Origin of the sequence: Neorhizobium sp. BETTINA12A, from assembly GCF_023006485.1 — a bacterium.
In the GTDB taxonomy this organism is placed as follows: Bacteria; Pseudomonadota; Alphaproteobacteria; order Rhizobiales; family Rhizobiaceae; genus Neorhizobium.
Genome location: NZ_JALBGW010000019.1, coordinates 39,897 through 59,601, shown reverse-complemented (window position 1 = coordinate 59,601; position 19,705 = coordinate 39,897). Strand labels below are relative to the sequence as shown.

Here is a 19,705-nt window from a genome sequence, read left to right as displayed (position 1 = left end):
GCATCTGGAAACGCCGCAATCGGTCAATCTGCCCGAACAGGACAAGGACCGGCTGGCGGCCAACATGCGGCTGGCCGAACAGCTCGGCGGCGAGACCGTGACGCTACCGGCGCTGCAGCCGTCGCGCGAGATCATTGCTTATGCGAATGCCAACAACTTCACCCATATCGTCGTCGGACGCCCGGCCAGACCGCGCTGGCGGCAGATCTTGCAGGGGTCGGTTACCTATGACCTGATCCGCTACGCGGGCGATATCAGCGTCCATGTCATCTCCGGCGACACCAAGGAAGGCGAACCGAAACGAGGCCTGAAGGCGGCGCAGCTGCCCAAGGCCTTCCGCTTCAAGCCCTATGTCAAAAGTACGATTTTCGTGGCTCTCGCGATCATCGCCGGTGCTGCGCTCGACCAGACGCTCGACGTCCGCAATCTTGCCCTCGTTTTCCTCATGGCGGTGTTGGCGGCCGCGGTGCGCGGCGGGCTGGGGCCGGGCCTGTTCGCTTCGGTGGCCGGGGCGCTCTCCTTCAACTTCTTTTTTCTCGAACCGCGCTACACGTTTACGGTCCGGGATCCGGAAAGCCTGGTGGCGCTGTTCTTTTATCTTGGCGTCGCGGTCGTTGCTTCAAACCTGACGGCGGCCGTGCAGCGCCAGGCGGAGGCGGCCCGCCAGCGGGCGCGCACCACCGAAGACCTCTATCTCTTCTCGAAGAAACTCGCCGGTACCGGCACGCTGGACGATGTGCTCTGGGCGACCGCCTTCCAGATAGCCTCGATGCTGAAAGTCCGCGTAGTCATCCTGCTGCCGGAAAACGGCTCGATCGCCGTCAAGGCCGGTTACCCGCCGGACGACACGCTGGTGGATGCGGATATCGCCGCCGCCAAATGGGCCTGGGAGCATAATCGCCCGGCCGGCCGCGCCGCCGACACGTTGCCGGGGGCCAAACGTCTTTACCTGCCGATGCGCACCGGCCGCGAAGCGGTCGGCGTCATCGGTCTCGACAACGATAAGCAGGGACCATTGCTCACCCCTGAACAGCAGCGGCTGTTCGATGCGCTGACAGATCAGGCAGCGCTGGCGATCGAGCGCATCCAGCTTGTCTCCGATGTCGACAAGGCCAAGCTCGCCGCCGAGACCGACCGCCTGCGCACCGCGCTGCTCACCTCGATCTCGCATGACCTGAAGACGCCGCTTGCCGCGATCATGGGGTCGGCGGGCACGCTCAAGGATTTTGGCGCCGACATTCCGGAAGAGGCGCGTGCCGAACTGCTGACCAGCGTCGTCGACGAGTCCGAGCGACTGAACCGTTTCATCTCCAACCTGCTCGATATGACCCGCATCGGCTCCGGTGCCATGGAGCCGAACTACGCCTTTCATTTCGCCGGCGATATCGTTGGCACGGCCTTGAGCCGGACCGCGAAGATTGTCTCCGCCCACAAGCTCAATGTCCGCATTCCCGCCGACATGCCGATGCTGAAGGTCGATCCGGTCCTGTTCGAGCAGGTCCTGTTCAACCTCATCGACAATGCCGCCAAGTACGCGCCGGAAGACACAGTCATCGATATCCGTGGCTGGCAGGATGGCGGTTCAATCCTTATCTCGGTGATGGACGAGGGACCTGGCATCCCGCCCGACGATCTGGAGCGGATCTTCGACAGTTTCTACAGGGTGCGGAAGGGTGACCATGTGCGGGCAGGCACGGGACTCGGCCTTTCCATCTGCCGCGGCTTCATCGAGGCCATGGGCGGTACAATCCGGGCGTCCAACCGGTCCGATCGCCCGGGTGCGATCTTCACGATCCGGATGCCGGTGCCGACTGAAATGCCCATTATGGGAGAACAGGAATGACCAATACCGCGGTGCGCGTCCTGATCGTCGATGACGAGCCGCCGATCCGCAAGCTCTTGCGCGTGGGCCTCTCCACCCAGGGTTATGCCGTCAGCGAGGCGATGAATGCCAAGGTCGCGATCGATCTCGTAAGATCAGAAAAGCCGGACCTGATCATCCTCGATCTCGGCCTGCCGGATATGCCGGGTCACGATCTGCTCGCCAGATGGCGGGGCGAGGGGCTGGATTTGCCGATTGTCATCCTCTCCAGTCGCACCGACGAGGCCGGCATCGTCAAGGCGCTCGAACTCGGCGCCGACGACTATGTGGCGAAACCCTTCGGCATGAACGAACTCGTCGCCCGCATCCGGGTGGCACTGCGCCATCGGCTGCAGACACAGGGCGAAAAACCCGTCTTCCAGACCGGTGAGCTTTCGGTCGACCTCGTCAAGCGCATCGTCAAGGTTGCCGACCGGGAGATCAAGCTGTCGCCGAAGGAATACGACATCCTGCGTATCCTGGTGCAGCATGCGGGTAAGGTCCTGACCCACCGGTTCCTCCTCGAACATGTCTGGGACGGCCTGACCGACGTGCAATACCTGCGCGTCTATGTGCGCCAGCTTCGCCAGAAGATCGAGAAAGCGCCCGATCAGCCGCAATATATCCTGACCGAAACCGGCGTCGGTTATCGGCTGCAGGAAGGCCAATAGGCGCTGCTATTTTCATCAATGGACATGACCCCCATGAAACTTCGGGATTATCTCCCGCCGGAGAATATCGTGCTGGATCTGGCGCCGCCGTCGAAGGCGATCCTGATCCGGCAACTCGCCGCGCTGGCCGCCGAAAGGCTGGCGCTCGATGCCGGCGAGACCGTCCGGGTGCTGACCAACCGCGAAGCCCTGGGTTCGACAGGGATCGGTGCCGGCATTGCCATTCCGCATGCAAACGTGCAGGGCCTCGATCGGCATTTCTGCCTTTTCGCGCGGCTGGCGAAGCCGGTCGATTTCGAGGCGGTGGACGACGAGCCGGTCGATCTCGTATTCCTGCTTCTCAATCCGCAGAACCGTTCGGACCACTTGAATATTCTGTCCTGCATCGCGCGGCGCGTGCGTGAGGAGGAGGTGGCTGCAGCCATTCGGCGAGCTGCCGGCGTCCAGGACGTTCATTCGCGTCTTTGCCCAGCAAATCTATGATTAAAATGCGGGTAAGTTGGATTAGGCGAACGTAAACGACTTCTTCCTAATGTCCTTGACCGGCGGATCGCAACTCCTGGGGCGCCCTGTTGCGTCGGTTTGGGAGAGAGAGATGATAGGTGCAATCAAATTCCTGCCCGCCAGGACGTTTGCTGCCGTTGCATTTGCTGTCTCCGGCTTCGTCGGCCTGATCGCCTGGGGAGAATATTCCAGCTGGAGGTCCCAGGTCGCCGGCATCGAGGCGGGCCTGGCCCAGACGGCCAAGGCGCTGGTGCAGCATGCCGACGACACGGTCGACATGGCGAGGTTTCCGCTGGCGGCCCTGATCACCCGCATCGAGCAGGAACGCGACGTGGTGGACATGCCGGCAAAGATCACCCAGGTGATGAAACGCCAGGTCGAGACCACCCCTTGGCTCGACGCCCTCGCCGTCTTCGATGCCGATGGCAGAATGGTCGCAACATCGTCTTCGATCGACGCCAGCGGCATGAATTTTTCGGATAGGGAGTATTTTGTATTCCACCAATCCTCAGACACGCGCGAGCCCGTATTGGGCAGGCCGTTGAAGAACAAGTTGAACGGTCAGTGGATATTGCCGGTCACGCAGAGGATCAGCAATCCGGACGGAAGTTTCGGCGGCGTTGCGCTGGCGGCATTCATCCTCACCGAATTGACCAACTTCTTTCAGGGCTTCAGCCTGGGCAGCGAGGGCTCGTTCCTGTTGGTTCGCCGCGACGGCGTCGTGCTGGCGCGTGCGCCATTCCTCCAGACGCTGCTTGGATCGAGCATCTCGTCCTACGATCTGTTCACGGACCATCTCCGCCAACGGCATTCCGGCTCCTATCACTACGTCTCCCCGATTGATGGCCTGCAACGCATAGGCGGCTTTTATCAGAGCGAGCGCAGCGGCCTGGTCGGACTTGCTGCGGTATCCCAGTCCGAAGCGCTGGCGACCTGGATGAAGGGCGCGCGGATACGATGGGTCGCGTGCCTTATCCTAGTGGCGATCACCGGCTTCCTGGTTTGGCGCTGGCGGCGCCAGGTGATGTTGCGGCGGGCGAGCGAAGCACTGCTGGTGGCGCGCGAAGCGGAATTCCGGCTGCTTGCGGAAGGTTCGGGCGACCTGATCCAGCGCTTCAACGGCCATGGGATCAGGGAATATCTCTCGCCATCGGTCAGGGAGATACTCGGTGTCGACGCCGAGGCGATGCTTGGCACTCATATTCTCGAGAACCTGCATGAGGACGATCACGGTGCCGTCACCGAGGTCATGGCCCGGTTGCGGGAAGGGTCTACCAGGGAAAACATGATCGTCCGGCGCAAACGGGCCGACGGCAAGCAGATCTGGCTCGAGACCACTTTGAACAGGCTGCCGGGCGGCACCGGCGGTACCGATATCCGCATTGTTGCCGTCACACGCGACGTCACGCGTCAGAAGAGCCTCCAGGAAGAGCTGGATGCGCTCGCCAATACCGACGAACTTACCCAGCTCGCCAATCGCCGCTCCTTCAATGTCCATTTCGAGGACATGGTGTTGCAGGCGGCACAGCAATACGCGCCGCTCTCCCTTCTGATGATCGACGCGGACCACTTCAAGCTGTTCAACGATACCTATGGCCACGCCTCCGGCGACGACTGTCTGCGAGCGGTTGCCACTGTCGTGCGCGGTTCGATCCGTCGGTCGAAGGATCTCGCCGCCCGTTATGGCGGCGAGGAACTTGCGGTCCTGTTGCCGGATACGAATGGCGCCGGTGCGTTGAAGGCAGCGGAAAACATCCGCCAGCGCGTCGCCGGCCTTCAATTGCCACACGAGAAGAACCTTCCCTGGGGGCACGTGACGATCAGCATAGGCACCGCGACCTTCTATCCCGCAGGAGGCGTCAAGCTGACAACTGCGGAACTGTTCGAGCGCGCCGACCATGCGCTTTACCGGGCGAAAAACAGCGGTCGCAATCAGGTCGCGGCTGGCGGGGACGAGGCGGCCAGGACCACCGTCCGGCCGGAAATCAAGTCCGTCTGACCGCCTGCCACGTTCATGGGCCCGTTATATCCTTGATAAATGCCAGATTTCGCGCTTGACGTCGGCCCGGAGGGGAATACTAAGAAACATCCCCCACCGACGGCCGTTTGACCGCCGAACATCCATCCCTATCGTGTTCGCCCCGCGGCGTTCCCAGGTGAACCCATGACCAATCCAAGCTCGAACCGGGCGCTCGTCATTGCGGCCGTCATGGCAAGTATGGCGATGATCGCAATCGAGGCGACGATCGTCTCGACGGCCATGCCGCAGATCGCCGCCCAACTCGGTCAATTGAACCTCTATAGCTGGGTCTTCTCCTCCTTCCTGCTGGCACAGACCGCTATGACCGTGGTGTTCGGCAAGCTTTCCGACATCTACGGTCGCAAGCCGATTATTCTGTTCGGTACGGCAATCTTCCTGATCGCCTCCGTTCTGGCAGGTTTTGCCTGGTCGATGCCGTCGATGATCGCCTTTAGGCTGTTGCAGGGCATCGGTGCCGGTGCGATCCAGCCGGTCATCATGACGGTCGTCGGTGATCTTTATCCGGGGGCGGAACGTGGCAAGGTCCAGGGATATCTGGCCAGCGTCTGGGCGCTTTCTGCGGTCGTCGGGCCGCTACTCGGCAGCATCATCGTCCACAGCCTGCCTTGGGCCTGGGTGTTCTGGATCAACGTGCCGATCGGTATCATGTCGGCGATTGGCTTCATCGTGTACCTGCAAGAAGAAAAGCAGACCCGGACGGCATCAATTGACTTTCTGGGGGCAGGCCTCTTCGCCGTGGCCATCTCCGCGCTGATGATCGCGCTCACCGAAACCGAAGGTGCCACCGGCTATCTGTTCGTTTCGCTGGCGATCTTCCTCGTCAGCTTCCTGCTGTTCATCTGGCAGGAGCGGCGCGCCTCGGCTCCGATGGTTTCTCTGGAACTCTGGCTGAAGCGGCCGATCGCTTTTGCCAATACGGCGGTCTTTCTCTCCAGCATGGCGATCATGGGGCTGACGACCTTCCTGCCGATGTACGTGCAGACGGTGCTCAACCGCTCGCCGCTGGTGGCCGGGTTCACGCTGACCATGCTGCTGGTCGGCTGGCCGAGCGGCGGGACCTTCGCCTCGCGGATGTTCCCGCGCTTCGGACTGCGGCCGCTGATGATCGCCGGCAGCCTCTTCGTTCCGGTCGGGGCGTTTCTCCTGGTGCTGCTGACGCCGGAAAGCTCGCCCGTCCAGGCAGGCGCCGGCTCGCTGCTGATGGGCTTCGGCATGGGCCTGCTCAATATCTCTGGCCTGGTGATCATCCAGGACAATGTCGGCTGGTCCGAACGCGGCAGCGCGACGGCCTCCAACGTCTTTTCCCGCAATCTCGGCAGCACGCTCGGTGCAGCGCTTCTCGGCGCCGTCCTGACCTACGGGCTTGCCAATTCCATTACGGGGCCGATCACGTCCGATCAGTTGCGCGATCTGCTGCAGGGCGTCGGCGGCGGACTTGCGGCCGGTTCGCCCATCAGGTCCGCGCTTCAGCACGCGCTGCACATGACCTTCATCGCGATGTTCCTGATCACTGCGCTCATCATCGTCGCCTGCCTCTGCGTTCCGGGCGTTGCACGGCGTACCGAGGCGGCGCAGGAAGGCTGAGGCCTTCGAGACGGCCGATATCGCCGGACGGGCGGCGATATCGTTTGGACTAAAGCAGTACGGGAGCCGTATGTTACGGGCTCAGTTGCCGATACCGGCCTGTGCGACCAGGACCGGCTTGTCGCGGTAGTCGCTCGGGAACAGCTTCTTCAGGTTCTCGATCTTCGGCAGGTCGTTATAGACGATATAGGGATAGGTCGGGTTCTGGGTCAGGAAGTCCTGATGGTAGGCTTCCGCCGGATAGAAGGCCTTGCCCGGCTCGATCGTCGTGGCAATCGCCGCATGGAAGATTTTGGCCTTGTTGAGCTGGTCGATATAGGCTTTTGCGACGCGGGCCTGTTCCTCGCTGGTCGGGAAGACCGTCGAGCGATACTGCGTACCCGTATCCGGCCCCTGGCGGTTGAGCTGGGTCGGATCATGCGCGACCGAGAAATAGATCTGCAGCAGGTGCCCGTAGGTGACCTTTTTCGGATCGAAGGTGACCCGGACCGATTCCGCGTGGCCCGTCTTGCCGTAACCGACCGTCTCGTAGGCGGCGGTATCCTTGGCGCCGCCGGCATATCCGGAGACGGCGTTCTTGACGCCTTCGACATGCTGGAACACGCCCTGGACACCCCAGAAACAGCCGCCGGCGAAGATGGCGGTTTCGGTCGCAGCCGTGCTCGCCGCCTGGTCGATCGCGGGAGCGGGGATGGCAATTCCTTCCTCGGCCGTAGCGCTGCTGGCCGCGCCAAACGTCAGGCCTGCCAAAACCAGCGCAGTGCCGGCAAAGGCGGTGAGGGTATAGGGTGTTTTCGTTCTGTTTTTCATGGCGGTCTCCTCAACCGAAGTGAATGAAGGATAGGGCGGCGGATCAGGCCGATACGGCACGGAATTTCATGACTGCGCCATTCATGCAGTAGCGCAGGCCGGTCGGCTTCGGTCCGTCGTCGAAGACATGGCCGAGATGGCCGCCGCAACGGGCGCAATGAACGGCGACGCGGACCATGCCGAGCGTCGTGTCGCTCACCGTGCCGACGGCGTCCTTAAGGGGCGCCCAGAAGCTCGGCCAGCCGGTGCCGCTTTCGAATTTCGTCTCCGACGAGAAAAGCGCCTGGTCACAGCCGACGCAGGCGAACGTGCCCTTGCGATGCTCATTGAGGAGCGCGCTGCTGCCGGGATATTCGGTGCCTTCCTCGCGCAGGATATTGTACTGCTCCGGCGTCAAAAGCTTGCGCCACTCGTCCGCCGTATGGGTCACGGGGAAACTGTTTCCGGCCGCCGCGAACGTCGAGCGGATGCTCGCGGCCAGAGGGACTGCGGCCAGCGTCAGCGCGCTGCCGGCCAGGAATATGCGTCTGTTCATCATGGCGGAACCTCCCGGTCCATAATCTGCTTTCCTGCATGATTACGGAAGAGGCGTGATGTTGGTTACACACATCGCCGGGAAACACCGAAACGTGATCTGGCGCAAGTTTCCCGAACGGGTAAGGCCCCGACCCGGAGGCCAGGACCTTCATGAATACGACATCAGCGCGCCGGCCATTTCCAGTTCTGGATTTCCGGCATGTCTTCGCCATGTTCGCGAACATAACGGGTGTGTTCGCCAAGCTTGCTCTTCAGCATGTCGACCACATCAGCCGCCTTTTCCTTCAGTCCGGGAACGCGCGCGATTGCCTCGATAGCGAGGTGGAACCGGTCGAGTTCGTTCAGCACCGTCATGTCGAAGGGCGTTGTCGTCGTGCCTTCCTCGATGAAGCCGCGCACATGGATGTTCTGGTGATTGGTGCGTTTGTAGGTCAGCCGGTGGATGAGGTAGGGATAGCCGTGATAGGCGAAGATCACCGGCCGGTCGGTGGTGAACAGCCGGTCGAATTCCGCGTCCGGCAGTCCGTGCGGATGCTGGTCCTGAGATTGCAGGGCGAGCAGGTCGACGATATTGACGACGCGGATCCTCAAGTCGGGGATCGCTTCGCGCAACAGGGAGACTGCCGCAAGCGTCTCGAGCGTCGGCACGTCCCCGGCGCAGGCCATCACCACGTCCGGCTCGACCGCCCCGCCCTCGTTGCTTGCCCAGTCCCAGATGCCGATGCCTGCCTCGCAGTGCCGGATCGCCTCGTCCATCGTCAGCCATTGCGGCTCGGGCTGCTTGCCGGCGACGATGACGTTGACGCGGTCCCAGGTCTTCAGGCAGTGGTCGCCGATCCATAGAAGCGTATTGGCATCCGGCGGCAGGTAGATACGCACGATATCCGCCTTCTTGTTGGCGACGAGGTCGACGAAGCCGGGGTCCTGATGGGAAAAGCCGTTGTGGTCCTGCCGCCAGACATGCGAGGTCAGCAGGTAGTTGAGCGAGGAAACGGGCTTGCGCCACGGCAGTTCGCGCGACACTTTCAACCACTTTGCATGCTGGTTGAACATCGAGTCGACGATGTGGATGAAGGCCTCGTAGCACGAGAAGAAACCGTGCCGGCCGGTCAGCAGATAACCTTCCAGCCAGCCCTGGCAGAGATGCTCGGACAGCACCTCCATCACCCGGCCGTCGCGCGACAGGTGCACGTCGTAGGGCTCGATCCGCTCCATCCAGACGCGGGAGGTGGCCTCGAAGACATTGCCGAGCCGGTTCGATTCCGTTTCGTCCGGGCCAAAGATCCGGAAGTTGGAACTGTTATCGTTGAGCTTCAGCACGTCGCGCAGGTATCTGCCGAGTATCTCCGTCGTCTGAACCATTTCGCTGCCCGGCGCCTTCACCGGCACCGCATAGTCGCGGATGTCGGGCACGACGAGTTCTTTGCGAATGAGGCCGCCATTGGCATGCGGGTTAGCCCCCATGCGTCGTTCGCCCCCGGGCGAAAGTGCGCGCAACTCCTCCTTCAGCCGGCCATTGCCGTCGAAAAGGTCTTCCGGGTCGTAGCTCCGCATCCAGTCCTCGAGGATCTTGCGGTGGCCGTCATCCTCGCGGCAGCCGGAGACCGGCACCTGATGGGCGCGCCAGAAACCTTCGACCTTCTTGCCGTCGACTTCCTTCGGGCCGGTCCAGCCTTTCGGGCTGCGCAGCACGATCATCGGCCAGCGTGGGCAGGTATCTGGTACCTTGCCTTCGCGCGCCTGAGCCTGGATTGCGCGTATACGGTCGAAGACCTTGTCCAGGGTGGCGGCCATCTGCCGGTGCATCTTGTCCGGTTCGTGACCTTCCACGAAGAACGGTTCATAGCCGTAGCCGCGGAAAAGATGGTCGATATCCTCGTCGGCCATGCGGCCGAGCAGCGTCGGGTTGGCGATCTTGTAGCCGTTGAGATGCAGGATCGGCAGCACGGCACCGTCGCGGGCAGGGTTGAGGAACTTGTTCGAATGCCAGCTCGCGGCAAGCGGACCGGTTTCGGCCTCGCCATCGCCGACGACGCAGGCGACCACCAGATCCGGATTGTCGAAGGCCGCGCCGAAGGCGTGCACCAGCGCATAGCCAAGTTCGCCGCCTTCATGGACGGAGCCTGGCGTTTCCGGTGCCGCGTGGCTCGGAATGCCGCCGGGGAAGGAGAACTGCCGGAACAGTCTTCGCATGCCGGCCGCGTCCTCGCCAATCTCCGGATAGATCTCGCTATAGGTGCCTTCGAGATAGGTGCTGGCGACCATGCCCGGCCCACCGTGGCCGGGACCGCAGACGTAGATCATGCTGAGATCGCGGTTGCGGATGATCCGGTTGAGATGCGCATAGATGAAGTTGAGGCCGGGGGTGGTGCCCCAGTGGCCGAGCAGCCGCGGCTTGATATGCTCCGGCTTCAGCGGCTCCTTGAGGAGCGGATTGTCGAGCAGATAGATCTGTCCGACGGAGAGATAGTTCGCCGCCCGCCAGTAGCGGTCGATGAGCGCCAGTTCCTCCGCCGTCGTCTCATGGTTTTCCGGCTCGATGGTCTTGAGTTGCATCTCATTCTCCTTCGATAGGTCGACCACATCTACCGCGGGTTTCCACCCGGGCTCATGACATGGATCAAGGCTGCGAATTGAGGATGGCGAGGCATTCCTCGGCGATCATCCGTTCCTCGTCGGTCGGGATGACATAAACCGCGACGCAGGCCGCGGGCGTGCTGATCTTCAGGGCGTTGCTGTGGTTTGCCGCCGTATCCAGTTCGACGCCGAGCCAGAGCAGGCGTTCGGCGATGCGCTTCCGGACCTCCGGCTGGTTCTCCCCGATGCCAGCGGTGAAGACCAGCGCATCGAGACCGCCGAGCGTCGAGGCAAGCCTTCCGACCTCGCCGGCGATCCTGAGCGCGAAGAGATCGATTGCCTCCCGGGCCTGGCTGCCGCCGTCCGCGATCAGTTCGCGGGTATCACCGCTGAGGCCCGAGACGCCGAGCAGGCCGGACTTGTGGTAGAGCATGTCCTCCACCTCCTCGACCGATTTCCCGAGCGGACCCAGGAAATGCAGCACCACGCCGGGATCGAGCCAGCCCGGCCTCGTCGCCATCGGAATGCCGTCGAGCGTCGAAAATCCCATGCTGGAATCGCGGCTCTCTCCGTTCTCGATGGCGCAGAGGCTGGCGCCGCTGCCGAGATGGGCGATGACGACTTTGCCGTTCGCGATGTCCGGGGCCTCCCGGACGAGTGCACCAGCCACATACCGGTAGGAAAGTCCGTGGAAGCCGTACCGTTTGATGCCCTGGTCGTGATAGGCGCGGGGGATGGCGAGACGCCGCACGAGGTCTGCCTGCGTCGCATGGAAGGTGGTGTCGAAGGAGCCGGTCTGGAAAAGCGCCGGCCGCAGGTGCCTGATGGCCCTGATCATCCGTAGCGCCTGCGGCTGGTGAAGCGGCGCCAGTTCCGTCAACGACTGGACCTTGGCGATCGTCTCGGCCGCCAGTTCCACCGGGCCACCGAACACGTCGCCGCCATGGACGATCCGGTGGCCGGCGGACGTGACGGCGTCGAGGTCGAAATGTTTGCCGAGTTCCCCGAACACCTCGTCCATCAACTCGGCGAGATCGTCGCCGGCCTCGCCCTTCAGCGGCAGCTCGAACTGTTCCGGGCCTTCCTTCAGATGCAGCGTCAGCGGGTAGGTCCCGAAATCGACGACGGCCTTGCCGATCCGTTCCGGCCTGTCGCCGTCCACCTTGAAGATGCCGATCTTCACCGTCGAAGAGCCGGCATTGAACGTCAGGAGAAGGTTGTCCGTCATAGAGGCATCCTTGCTTCAAGTCGTTTCGCAGCGGTGAGCCTCGCAAGAGCGGCCGACGCGGTTCGAACCTTGGCCGGGTCTGCGCGGCTTGTCAGTATGATAGGAACCCGGGCGCCGAGGACCAGTCCTGCGGCGTCTGCACCGGCGAAATAAATGAGCTGCTTGGCGAGCATGTTCCCGGCTTCGAGATCGGGAACCAGCAGGATGCACGACTGCCGTCCGCATCGCCGGCAGCGAAATCGCTTGGCGGATGATGGCCTCGTAACGGCCGTGATGTCTGAGCATGATGTCCACGGGAATCGACCTGTTCCTCTCGCTGAGAGCGCATGAGGGGGCGCCTACGATGACCTGTGTCGCCCGGAACGGAGCCGCTTTCCTTGACACAGCTCAATGTGCCGACGCCGCGATCCGTGGACTGTCGGGCCGGTGCCGTTCAGCATAAGGTGCAGCTATGATGACAGACGATCAGAGCAAGACGGCAGCCTTTCTGGCCAACCCGGCATCCTATGGGATCGCAGTCCCCGTCGAACGGATGGAGACGCATATCTCATTGATTTTCCTCGTCGGCGACCGGGTCTACAAGCTGAAGAAAGCGCTCAAACTTCCCTATCTCGATTTCTCGAGTGCCGCGATCCGTGAGGATGCCTGCCGCAAGGAAGTCGCGCTGAACAGCGAGACTGCTCCCGGTCTCTATATCGGCGCGCGGCGGATCACCCGCTCGGACGCCGGCACTTTGGAGTTCGATGGCGACGGGCCGCTCGTCGATGCCGTCGTCGAAATGACCCGGTTCGAACAGGGCCACCTCTTTGACCGGATGGCGATCGCTGGCCATCTGACGCAGGAGCTGATGACGCAGACCGCCCGGATGATAGCGTTCTATCATCGCCGTGCACCGGCTGTTTCGAAAGGAGGCGGGGCGGCCAATATCGAGGCTGTCCTCGACATCAACGATGCCGGGTTTGCGACCAGCCATGTCTTCGGTGCGGGAGAGGTGGCGAAACTCAGCGAGATCTTCCGGTCCCGGCTCGTGCGGCATAGCGAACTTCTCGACCGGCGGGCGCTGGCGGGCAAGGTCCGCCGTTGCCATGGCGATCTTCACTTGCGCAATATCTGCCTGCTGGGCGGCAAGCCATGCCTGTTCGACTGCATCGAATTCAATCTCGGGATCGCCACCGTCGATGTCCTCTATGACCTTGCCTTTCTGCTGATGGATCTCTGGCACCGCGGTTTCCCCGATCTCGCCAATCTGGTGATGAACCGCTATCTCGATGAAACGGACGACGAGGACGGGTTCTGCCTCCTGTCTTTCCTGATGGCGATCAGGGCCGCGGTCCGCGCGCATGTGACGGCGACCCAGGCCGAAGAGCCAGGCCAGGATGCCGCCAGACTGGGGCAGGAAGCGAAGTCCTATTTCGATCTCGCCCATGGTCTTCTGAGGGAAACGTCGCCGCGCCTGATCGCGATCGGCGGCCTCAGCGGTTCCGGCAAGACGACGGTCGCGGATTGCTTGGCCGCCATGGTCGGCGCGCCGCCGGGAGCGAGGATCGTCGAAAGCGATCGTATCCGGAAAGCCCTGCATGGCGTCTCGGCCGAGACAAGACTTCCCATCTCCGCCTATCAACCCGATGTATCGAGGAAGGTCTATCACGAGATGGCGAGGCATGCGGAACTGATCCTGGCTCAGGGAGGATCGGTCGTCGCCGACGCAGTCTTCGACGATCCGGACAACCGGCACCTCATGGAGGCTGCGGCTGCAAAGACCGATGCCAGCTTCCAGGGCATCTGGCTCGAGGCAGATCCGGAACTGCTCTGGCAGCGGGTCCGCGAACGGGCAGGAGGCCCCTCGGATGCCACCACGGACGTGCTGTCCGGGCAATTGGCCCGCAAGCCCACGGATATAACCTGGCGGCATCTCGATGCCTCGAAAGAGCCCGATGCGGTTGCCGCCGCGATCCTGCACGAATGATTTCGGCGCCGGACGTGTATCGCCCGACGCTGAATGATCACAAGGGTATTTACGAAAAATCCAGCACCATGCGTCCGTCAATCTTGCCGGCCTTCAGGCGTGCGAAGATGTCGTTGATCTCTTCGAGCGGCGCCTTGTGGATCTCCGCCTTGACCTTGCCTTCCGTGGCAAAGGCGATCGCCTCGTCGAGATCGCGTCGTGTCCCGACAATCGAGCCGCGCACCGTGATACGTTTGAGTACGACGTCAAAGATCGGCGTCGGGAACTCGCCGGGCGGTAGGCCGACCAGGCTGACAGTTCCCTTGCGTCTCACCATCCGGATCGCCTGGGAGAAAGCCGGCGGCGAGACGGCGGTGACCAGAACGCCATGCGCACCGCCGCCGGTTGCCTTCAGCGTATCCTCGACGGCGGTCAGCGAGCGGGCGTCGACGGCGAGATCGGCGCCGAGGTTGCGGGCAAGCTCCAGCTTTTCCGGGCTGACATCGAGTGCCACAACATGAAAACCCATTGCCTTGGCATATTGGATAGCGACATGGCCAAGCCCGCCGATACCGGAAATCGCCACCCATTCGCCGGGCCTCGCTTCGGTCTCCTTCAGGCCTTTGTAGGTGGTCACGCCGGCGCAGAGGATCGGCGAGATTGCCGCGAAATCGACATTCTGCGGCAGTCTTGCGGCAAAGGCGGCGGATGCGATGACATATTCGGCAAATCCGCCATTGCAGCTATAGCCGGTATTGTGCTGGTGCTCGCAAAGCGTCTCCCAGCCGGTCTCGCAATATTCGCAGGCAAGGCATGCGTCGTGCAGCCAGGCAACGCCGACGGCGTCGCCTTCTTTCAATCCTGTGACACCCGGGCCGAGCTCGACGACGATGCCGGCCGCCTCATGTCCGGGGATGAACGGCGGGTTGGGCTTGACGGGCCAGTCGCCATCGGCGGCGTGAAGGTCGGTGTGGCAGACGCCGCAGGCCATGACCTTGACGAGGATTTCGCCTGGACCCGGCACGGGCACCGGGACGCATTCGATCGCAAGTGGCTTGCCGAATTGGTGCACGACAGCGGCTTTCATCGTTCGCGTCATGTTCGTCTCCTTGTTGTGGGAAGCATGAATGCCGCAACGATTATCTCTGACGCGGGCCGCTTCATTGACCCAGCGCAAGCGCGGGGCCGACGCCGACGGTTCAACCCTGCGTCCGTTGATGCGCGTCAATGTTCATGGCGCCGATAGCACTCAGAAATAGGGTTTGGAGAGCCGGCCCGGGCGATCTGCATGGGCCTTCCTGGAGCGAGGATATGAAGATGGATTACGACGTGGGTGTCCTCAACGCTGCGGATGTCTATCGTGCTTACGCGGTCGCCCAGCTGGTCATGTCGGGGCTGGATCTGCAGCGATGGAAGCGGCTGACCGCTTCGGCCTCATTGCGCCGTGATTGGCTGGCGGTGACGGATGCGCAAGGGTATGTTCGAGGCCTTTGCCACGTCTTTGCCCGCGAGCACCCGGTCTACGGGCGTCAGCTCGAAATCCCGATCTTTGCATCCGTCAGCCTTCTCGATGACCAGCGCGTTGCAAAACGTCTTTTCGAATTCGCCAAGCTAAGGGCAAAACTGGACGGGTGTGAGAAGGTCCATTTCTGGTCCTCCGCATCGAGAGACTGGGGCAGCCTCGATACACTCAGGGACGCGGGACCTTGGGACGATGGATTGGTCTATGATATGGGCACTGACCGGGCCACGGTTCATTGACCGCGTTGAGCGCCCGGAGCCTCGAAGGCAGCGGGCCGCCTCTCGGTAGGCGATCAGATTTCCATCCGAATTAGCCGAGATCGGCCGCCGTCAGCGTATAGGTAGTGCCTCGATTGGGGCGATATGCCCTCATTGCAGCATCCTGGATGCTGGATCTGGCCGCATCAAAGGCCTGAAGGTAATCGTTCTCCGACATGCCTGTCGCCGTTCTGCTGGCGAGTGCTTCGGCTTCCACGAAAAACCTGACTTCGAACATGCCGTCATAGCCCAGGAAGCGAACGACCTTGCGCGCTTCGTCGAAACTGCGGCTTCTATTCGGAAATATCAGGGTCATGATGGTTTCAATTCGAGATGGAACGCGTTCTCTGGGGGCGGCGTTCCGGGTTTCTGATGATGCGCATTGCCAGGTCAGAATAGGTCGCGAAGCAGGATGAAGAGAATGAATGCCATGCAAACAGCCGGCACCGCGATGCGGAACAGGTGTGCATAGCCCACCCGATGTAACTGCGGGCCTGTCTGGGAAGAAGGTTGGATTCGCCTGATGGAAGACATGCCGTCCTCCTCCTTGGGGCCAGGGCTCGCGCCCTTGATCGCAGCGCCCGTTCTGAATCTGCTACCTGCGGCTAATATGGGTCGAAAACGGACAAATACAAGGGTATTTCTCTCTGCTTCTCAAGAGAAGAGAGATCTGCTGCAGCCGTATTTCAAATGATCCGGCTGCTGCATATCGCACGGTATGACCGCATATCGGTTATTTGTTCTTCAGAAGCCATATCTTGCCGGCCATGGTGATTCCATGCGCCGATTCTTCCACCGAGACGTCCTCGTTGAGGACACGCAGAAGGCCGTGTTCCCGCAGTTCGTTCAGCGTCGTCGTCGTCAGGAACTTGATCTTCTGCGGCCGTTCCTTGAACCGGTCGTTCCGCGCGTAAGTCACGACCGCGTTCAGATGCGTCCACTTCTTGGCTTCCTGCGGGAACAGGTCGCCATCCTTCGCCAGCTTGAGGCCCCTGACCTGGGTCGGCGTCAGCTCGACAGTCAGCGCATGCGCCGCCGGCGTCGGGGCGGTGGTCGTTTTGGTGTTCTCGGTCGTGTTCAATGTACAGTCCTTGATCGGTAGGGAGGTAGTCTTTGTGCATCGGTGCTCAGGCGGTGGTTTCAGCCTCGCCGATTGCAGCGGTTAAGAAGTCTTCGCCGCCTTGGCGGCATCGCGAAACGACAGGAGCTTTCGGCTCTTTTCGTCCCAGAGCACGAGTTTGACGCATTGGATGCTCTGCCAAAGTGTTATGCGGCCGATGCCGGCCAGTTCGGGGTGATCGCGCAACACCTCGGGCAGCCGGTAGTAGGGGATCCTGCTCGACAGGTGATGGACGTGGTGGATGCCGATATTGCCGGTCAGCCACCGAAGCACCAGTGGGAGGTCGTAATGGGAGGCGCCGTGAAGGGCGGATTCCGGAAACTGCCAGTCCTCGGTCTTCGACCAATGGGTCTCCTCGAACTGGTGCTGAACGTAGAAAAGCCAGACGCCGGCAGCTCCTGCGATCAGCACGATCGGCAGGTGGACGAGCAGAAAGGGCACGAGCCCGATCGCCCATATCATCAAGGCCGCAAGAACAGCGATCGCGAGATTGGTCGCCATCGTGGAAATCCAGGGCAGGGCGCCGGACCCCATCATTCCAAAGGGCAGGCGCTGCTTGAAGAGGAAAAGCCAGGCGGGTCCGATGCCGAACATTACCAGCGGATGGCGGTAAAGGCGATAGGCCAGCCGGCGCGACCAGGGAAGAGCCTGATATTCGGCGATCGTCAGCGTGGTGATATCGCCGACGCCGCGTTCGTCGAGGTTGCCGGCCGAGGCGTGGTGGGCGGCATGTGCCCGGCGCCAGTAGTCATAAGGCGTCAAGGTCAGGACACCCAGTACGCGTCCGGTCCAATTGTCGAGGCGCCGACGTGCGAAGAACGAGCCGTGCCCGCAATCGTGCTGGATCATGAACAGCCGCAGCAGAAAAGCGGCGGCGGGAAGGACGAGGATCAGCCCGATCGGGAATCCCAGGAATACGGAAATATAGGCGCCGGCCCAGAGGACGGCGAACGGCAGCACCGTGACAAGCAGTTCGAAGCTGCTGCGTCCGAAACGCGGCTGCCGATATTTAGAAAGAATCTTCAGCCACGCGCCGATATCGTCTTCGGTATCGGGCGCTGGCGCATAGGCTCTGGCGTTCATGGAAATCGATCCACCTTTTTTGCCTCGGCATGCGGCGGGCCCGAAGCGGGATGTGCCTGCATGGTTTCAGGCACATGCCTCGAATATCAGCCCTGACGGGCCTTGCGTGCCGCGTAACGACGATCGCGCTCCGCCTTGCGGGCGGCTTCATCGGCAACGACCCGGGCAACCCGGGCGTTGGTTTCCGCTTGCTGTGCCTCGGCTGCGGCCTTTTCATGGGCTTCCGCGGCTGCGGCCAATGCGGCAGCTTCCTGCAGCTGGCGTTCGTTCTCCGCCGCCTTCAGCGCTTCGCGCTCGGCACGGCGGGCTTCTCTCGCGGCGGCAAGAGCCTCGCGTTCGGCGCGTCGTTCCTGCACAGCGGGATCGGTCGGTTTAGGGGCGGACGCAAACTTCGCCAAAAGCTCTCGCTTGGCATCCGCCGCTGTCTTGCGGCGCTCGGCAAAGCTGTTGTCGCTCGGGTGTCTCAATGTATCTTCCTTGTCAGATCTTGAATGTGGCGGTTGAAAACGAATATCGCGCTTAACGGGAAGTTATGTGGATGTTCGCGTCAGCCAAATGCCTCAACGGAAAAAGGCCAGACATATGCCTGGCCTTCACATATCTTTTGCCGCCATGCCAGTACATCCGTGGTCATGGGAGGCTAAAGTTTTAGGCAGCCTGAAGCTGGCCTGCGGACATCTTGCCCGACTTGCGGTCACGCTCAAGTTCAAAGCCGAGCTTCTGGCCTTCAACGATCGAGCTCATGCCGGCGCGTTCGACGGCCGAGATGTGAACGAAGACGTCGGCGCTGCCGTCGTCAGGCTGAATGAAGCCGAAGCCCTTGGTGGCATTGAACCATTTAACTGTGCCAGTGGCCATAACGAACCCTTTCATAGCAACATTGATAATCCGCCGGGCGACGCACGGCGGGTGTTTCGACTTTTGAGAGGGAAACTTCGTCAAGAAGCGCAATGCGCAGCAAAAACAAATATCGGCAAACAAAGTATCGATATCCCCTACCTAATGCATCATGACCGAAGTGTCAACTTTTTGTTTTGAAAATCATGAGGCGCGCAACCATGAGTAGTTTTTGTTGATGGCCGAAGAATATCAACGGTACCCCCTTTCGGGCTTGAGCGCCAAAGGGCCGGCAGTTTGAAGATTTAGGCGGAGGCCGGTATTTCTTCGGTCGTCACCTGGAAAGAAGCCAGGATCGCCGGGCCGAAGGCGGTCGAAAGCGCCACGTCCGTCGCGTCCCGCCCGGTCGCCATCAGAATGCGCCCGATGCGGGGTTTGTTATGACGGGCATCGACGGTATTCCAGCGCCCGCCGAGATAGACCTGGAACCAGGCGCTGAAATCCATCGGGTTGATATCCACCGGGACGCCGATATCGCCGAGATAGCCGGTGCAGTAACGCGCCGGAATGTTCATGCAGCGGCAAAGCGTGATGGCGAGATGCGCGAAATCGCGGCAGACGCCCGTGCGATCGGTAAAGCCTCCAAAAGCTGTCCGCAGCGGATCCGCGTTCTGGTAGTTGAAAGTGATGTGGTTGTGGGCGAAGTCGAGGATCGCCTGCACCCGCGGCCAGCCGAGAGGCGTCGCGGAAAATGTCTTCCAGGCAAAATCCGCCAGGCGGTCGGTGTCGCAGTAGCGGCTGCCGAGCAGGAAGACCAGCACGTCGTCCGGCAGATCCTTGATGTCGTGCTGGAAGGCATTTTGCGGCACCGGGTCAGGCATGCCGTCGTCGTAGATTTCGAATTCGGTCGAGATCGTCGTCAGCCCCGGCGGTGCCACGATCCGGCTGCAGGCGTTTCCGAAGCTATCGAGATAGCTCCAGGCCTCGATCGGGCGGTCGAAGCTCAGCACTTGGTCGCTCAAAAGGTCCGCGCGACGCGAGGGATGGATATTCAGAACCAGTAGCATCGCCGTATCGTGCTGGCATTCATACCCTATGCGAAACCCTGCGCGTATCTTCATGATCGTA

At 61.7% G+C, this 19,705-nt stretch carries 18 protein-coding genes and 1 pseudogene; 7 read left to right on the top strand and 12 right to left on the bottom strand.

The features are described 5' to 3' along the window. From MOV61_RS08360 to MOV61_RS08340, 5 genes are all read left to right on the top strand, one after another. The coding region (locus MOV61_RS08360; RefSeq protein ID WP_247136238.1) for a sensor histidine kinase KdpD at window positions 1-1,843 on the top strand (1,843 nt) is incomplete at its 5' end. Further along, a complete protein-coding gene (locus tag MOV61_RS08355; protein WP_247136237.1) occupies window positions 1,840-2,532 on the top strand; it encodes a response regulator transcription factor in 693 nt (230 codons plus the stop codon). The genes MOV61_RS08360 and MOV61_RS08355, both read left to right, overlap by 4 nt. Before the next feature lie 33 nt (window positions 2,533-2,565). Next, window positions 2,566-3,015, top strand: a complete 450-nt coding sequence (locus MOV61_RS08350) for a PTS sugar transporter subunit IIA (protein ID WP_247136236.1) — start codon at window positions 2,566-2,568, stop codon at window positions 3,013-3,015. Window positions 3,016-3,127: 112 nt separating this feature from the next. Next, window positions 3,128-5,035, top strand: a complete 1,908-nt coding sequence (locus MOV61_RS08345) for a diguanylate cyclase (protein ID WP_247136235.1) — start codon at window positions 3,128-3,130, stop codon at window positions 5,033-5,035. Between the two features lie 165 nt (window positions 5,036-5,200). After that, window positions 5,201-6,661 (top strand): MFS transporter, encoded by a 1,461-nt coding sequence (locus MOV61_RS08340; protein WP_247136234.1) that lies wholly within the window; start codon window positions 5,201-5,203, stop codon window positions 6,659-6,661. An 81-nt stretch (window positions 6,662-6,742) separates the two neighbouring features. On the opposite strand, the gene msrA is transcribed toward MOV61_RS08340, so the two are convergent. From msrA to MOV61_RS08315, 5 genes and pseudogenes are all read right to left on the bottom strand, one after another. Further along, a complete protein-coding gene (msrA, locus tag MOV61_RS08335) occupies window positions 6,743-7,471 on the bottom strand; it encodes a peptide-methionine (S)-S-oxide reductase MsrA (protein WP_247136233.1) in 729 nt (242 codons plus the stop codon). Window positions 7,472-7,514: 43 nt separating this feature from the next. Continuing rightward, window positions 7,515-8,009, bottom strand: a complete 495-nt coding sequence (msrB, locus tag MOV61_RS08330) for a peptide-methionine (R)-S-oxide reductase MsrB (protein ID WP_247136232.1) — start codon at window positions 8,007-8,009, stop codon at window positions 7,515-7,517. A 161-nt stretch (window positions 8,010-8,170) separates the two neighbouring features. Then, window positions 8,171-10,564 carry a phosphoketolase gene (locus tag MOV61_RS08325; protein WP_247136231.1) on the bottom strand — a complete coding sequence of 798 codons (2,394 nt, stop codon included), beginning with the start codon at window positions 10,562-10,564 and terminating at the stop codon, window positions 8,171-8,173. A gap of 64 nt (window positions 10,565-10,628) precedes the next feature. After that, entirely contained in the window at window positions 10,629-11,813 is a 1,185-nt protein-coding gene (locus tag MOV61_RS08320) for an acetate/propionate family kinase (RefSeq protein WP_247136230.1), read from the bottom strand. Next, a pseudogene (locus tag MOV61_RS08315) lies at window positions 11,810-12,019 on the bottom strand (phosphate acetyltransferase); the annotation flags it as partial. The gene MOV61_RS08320 and the pseudogene MOV61_RS08315, both read right to left, overlap by 4 nt. A 245-nt stretch (window positions 12,020-12,264) precedes the next feature. On the opposite strand from MOV61_RS08315, the gene MOV61_RS08310 reads away from it, so the two are divergent. Beyond that, window positions 12,265-13,779 (top strand): bifunctional aminoglycoside phosphotransferase/ATP-binding protein, encoded by a 1,515-nt coding sequence (locus MOV61_RS08310; RefSeq protein ID WP_247136229.1) that lies wholly within the window; start codon window positions 12,265-12,267, stop codon window positions 13,777-13,779. A gap of 49 nt (window positions 13,780-13,828) precedes the next feature. On the opposite strand, the gene adhP is transcribed toward MOV61_RS08310, so the two are convergent. Beyond that, entirely contained in the window at window positions 13,829-14,857 is a 1,029-nt protein-coding gene (adhP, locus tag MOV61_RS08305; RefSeq protein ID WP_247136228.1) for an alcohol dehydrogenase AdhP, read from the bottom strand. A 218-nt stretch (window positions 14,858-15,075) separates the two neighbouring features. Between adhP and MOV61_RS08300 the strand changes: the two genes are divergently transcribed. After that, window positions 15,076-15,519, top strand: coding sequence for a hypothetical protein (locus MOV61_RS08300; RefSeq protein ID WP_247136227.1), 444 nt, complete (start codon window positions 15,076-15,078; stop codon window positions 15,517-15,519). Window positions 15,520-15,589: 70 nt separating this feature from the next. Here the strand turns inward: MOV61_RS08300 and MOV61_RS08295 are convergent, their stop codons facing one another. The 6 genes from MOV61_RS08295 to MOV61_RS08270 all read right to left on the bottom strand — a co-directional run bounded on the left by MOV61_RS08295 (window position 15,590) and on the right by MOV61_RS08270 (window position 19,698). Beyond that, entirely contained in the window at window positions 15,590-15,853 is a 264-nt protein-coding gene (locus MOV61_RS08295; protein WP_038540019.1) for a DUF1488 domain-containing protein, read from the bottom strand. Window positions 15,854-16,270: 417 nt separating this feature from the next. Next, complete coding sequence (locus tag MOV61_RS08290) at window positions 16,271-16,561, bottom strand: hypothetical protein (protein WP_038548735.1); 291 nt, start codon at window positions 16,559-16,561, stop codon at window positions 16,271-16,273. Between the two features lie 138 nt (window positions 16,562-16,699). Further along, window positions 16,700-17,740: a fatty acid desaturase gene (locus tag MOV61_RS08285; protein WP_247136226.1), complete on the bottom strand. Its 1,041-nt coding sequence runs from the start codon at window positions 17,738-17,740 to the stop codon at window positions 16,700-16,702. An 86-nt stretch (window positions 17,741-17,826) separates the two neighbouring features. Then, window positions 17,827-18,207 carry a DUF6481 family protein gene (locus tag MOV61_RS08280; RefSeq protein ID WP_038540025.1) on the bottom strand — a complete coding sequence of 127 codons (381 nt, stop codon included), beginning with the start codon at window positions 18,205-18,207 and terminating at the stop codon, window positions 17,827-17,829. Window positions 18,208-18,388: 181 nt separating this feature from the next. Further along, complete coding sequence (locus MOV61_RS08275; protein WP_037085395.1) at window positions 18,389-18,598, bottom strand: cold-shock protein; 210 nt, start codon at window positions 18,596-18,598, stop codon at window positions 18,389-18,391. 284 nt (window positions 18,599-18,882) lie between these two features. Beyond that, window positions 18,883-19,698, bottom strand: coding sequence for a transglutaminase family protein (locus MOV61_RS08270; protein ID WP_038540029.1), 816 nt, complete (start codon window positions 19,696-19,698; stop codon window positions 18,883-18,885). Window positions 19,699-19,705: the final 7 nt, after the last annotated feature.

Excerpts from the sequence above, each read along its gene's own strand:
- MOV61_RS08350 (WP_247136236.1), top strand. The coding sequence starts at position 2,566 with ATGAAACTTCGGGATTATCTCCCGCCGGAGAATATCGTGCTGGATCTG.
- MOV61_RS08285 (WP_247136226.1), bottom strand. The coding sequence starts at position 17,740 with ATGAACGCCAGAGCCTATGCGCCAGCGCCCGATACCGAAGACGATATC.
- MOV61_RS08320 (WP_247136230.1), bottom strand. The coding sequence starts at position 11,813 with ATGACGGACAACCTTCTCCTGACGTTCAATGCCGGCTCTTCGACGGTG.
- MOV61_RS08340 (WP_247136234.1), top strand. The coding sequence starts at position 5,201 with ATGACCAATCCAAGCTCGAACCGGGCGCTCGTCATTGCGGCCGTCATG.
- MOV61_RS08300 (WP_247136227.1), top strand. The coding sequence starts at position 15,076 with ATGGATTACGACGTGGGTGTCCTCAACGCTGCGGATGTCTATCGTGCT.
- msrB (WP_247136232.1), bottom strand. The coding sequence starts at position 8,009 with ATGATGAACAGACGCATATTCCTGGCCGGCAGCGCGCTGACGCTGGCC.
- MOV61_RS08295 (WP_038540019.1), bottom strand. The coding sequence starts at position 15,853 with ATGACCCTGATATTTCCGAATAGAAGCCGCAGTTTCGACGAAGCGCGC.
- MOV61_RS08345 (WP_247136235.1), top strand. The coding sequence starts at position 3,128 with ATGATAGGTGCAATCAAATTCCTGCCCGCCAGGACGTTTGCTGCCGTT.
- MOV61_RS08275 (WP_037085395.1), bottom strand. The coding sequence starts at position 18,598 with ATGGCCACTGGCACAGTTAAATGGTTCAATGCCACCAAGGGCTTCGGC.
- MOV61_RS08325 (WP_247136231.1), bottom strand. The coding sequence starts at position 10,564 with ATGCAACTCAAGACCATCGAGCCGGAAAACCATGAGACGACGGCGGAG.
- msrA (WP_247136233.1), bottom strand. The coding sequence starts at position 7,471 with ATGAAAAACAGAACGAAAACACCCTATACCCTCACCGCCTTTGCCGGC.
- MOV61_RS08310 (WP_247136229.1), top strand. The coding sequence starts at position 12,265 with ATGATGACAGACGATCAGAGCAAGACGGCAGCCTTTCTGGCCAACCCG.
- MOV61_RS08355 (WP_247136237.1), top strand. The coding sequence starts at position 1,840 with ATGACCAATACCGCGGTGCGCGTCCTGATCGTCGATGACGAGCCGCCG.
- adhP (WP_247136228.1), bottom strand. The coding sequence starts at position 14,857 with ATGACGCGAACGATGAAAGCCGCTGTCGTGCACCAATTCGGCAAGCCA.
- MOV61_RS08270 (WP_038540029.1), bottom strand. The coding sequence starts at position 19,698 with ATGAAGATACGCGCAGGGTTTCGCATAGGGTATGAATGCCAGCACGAT.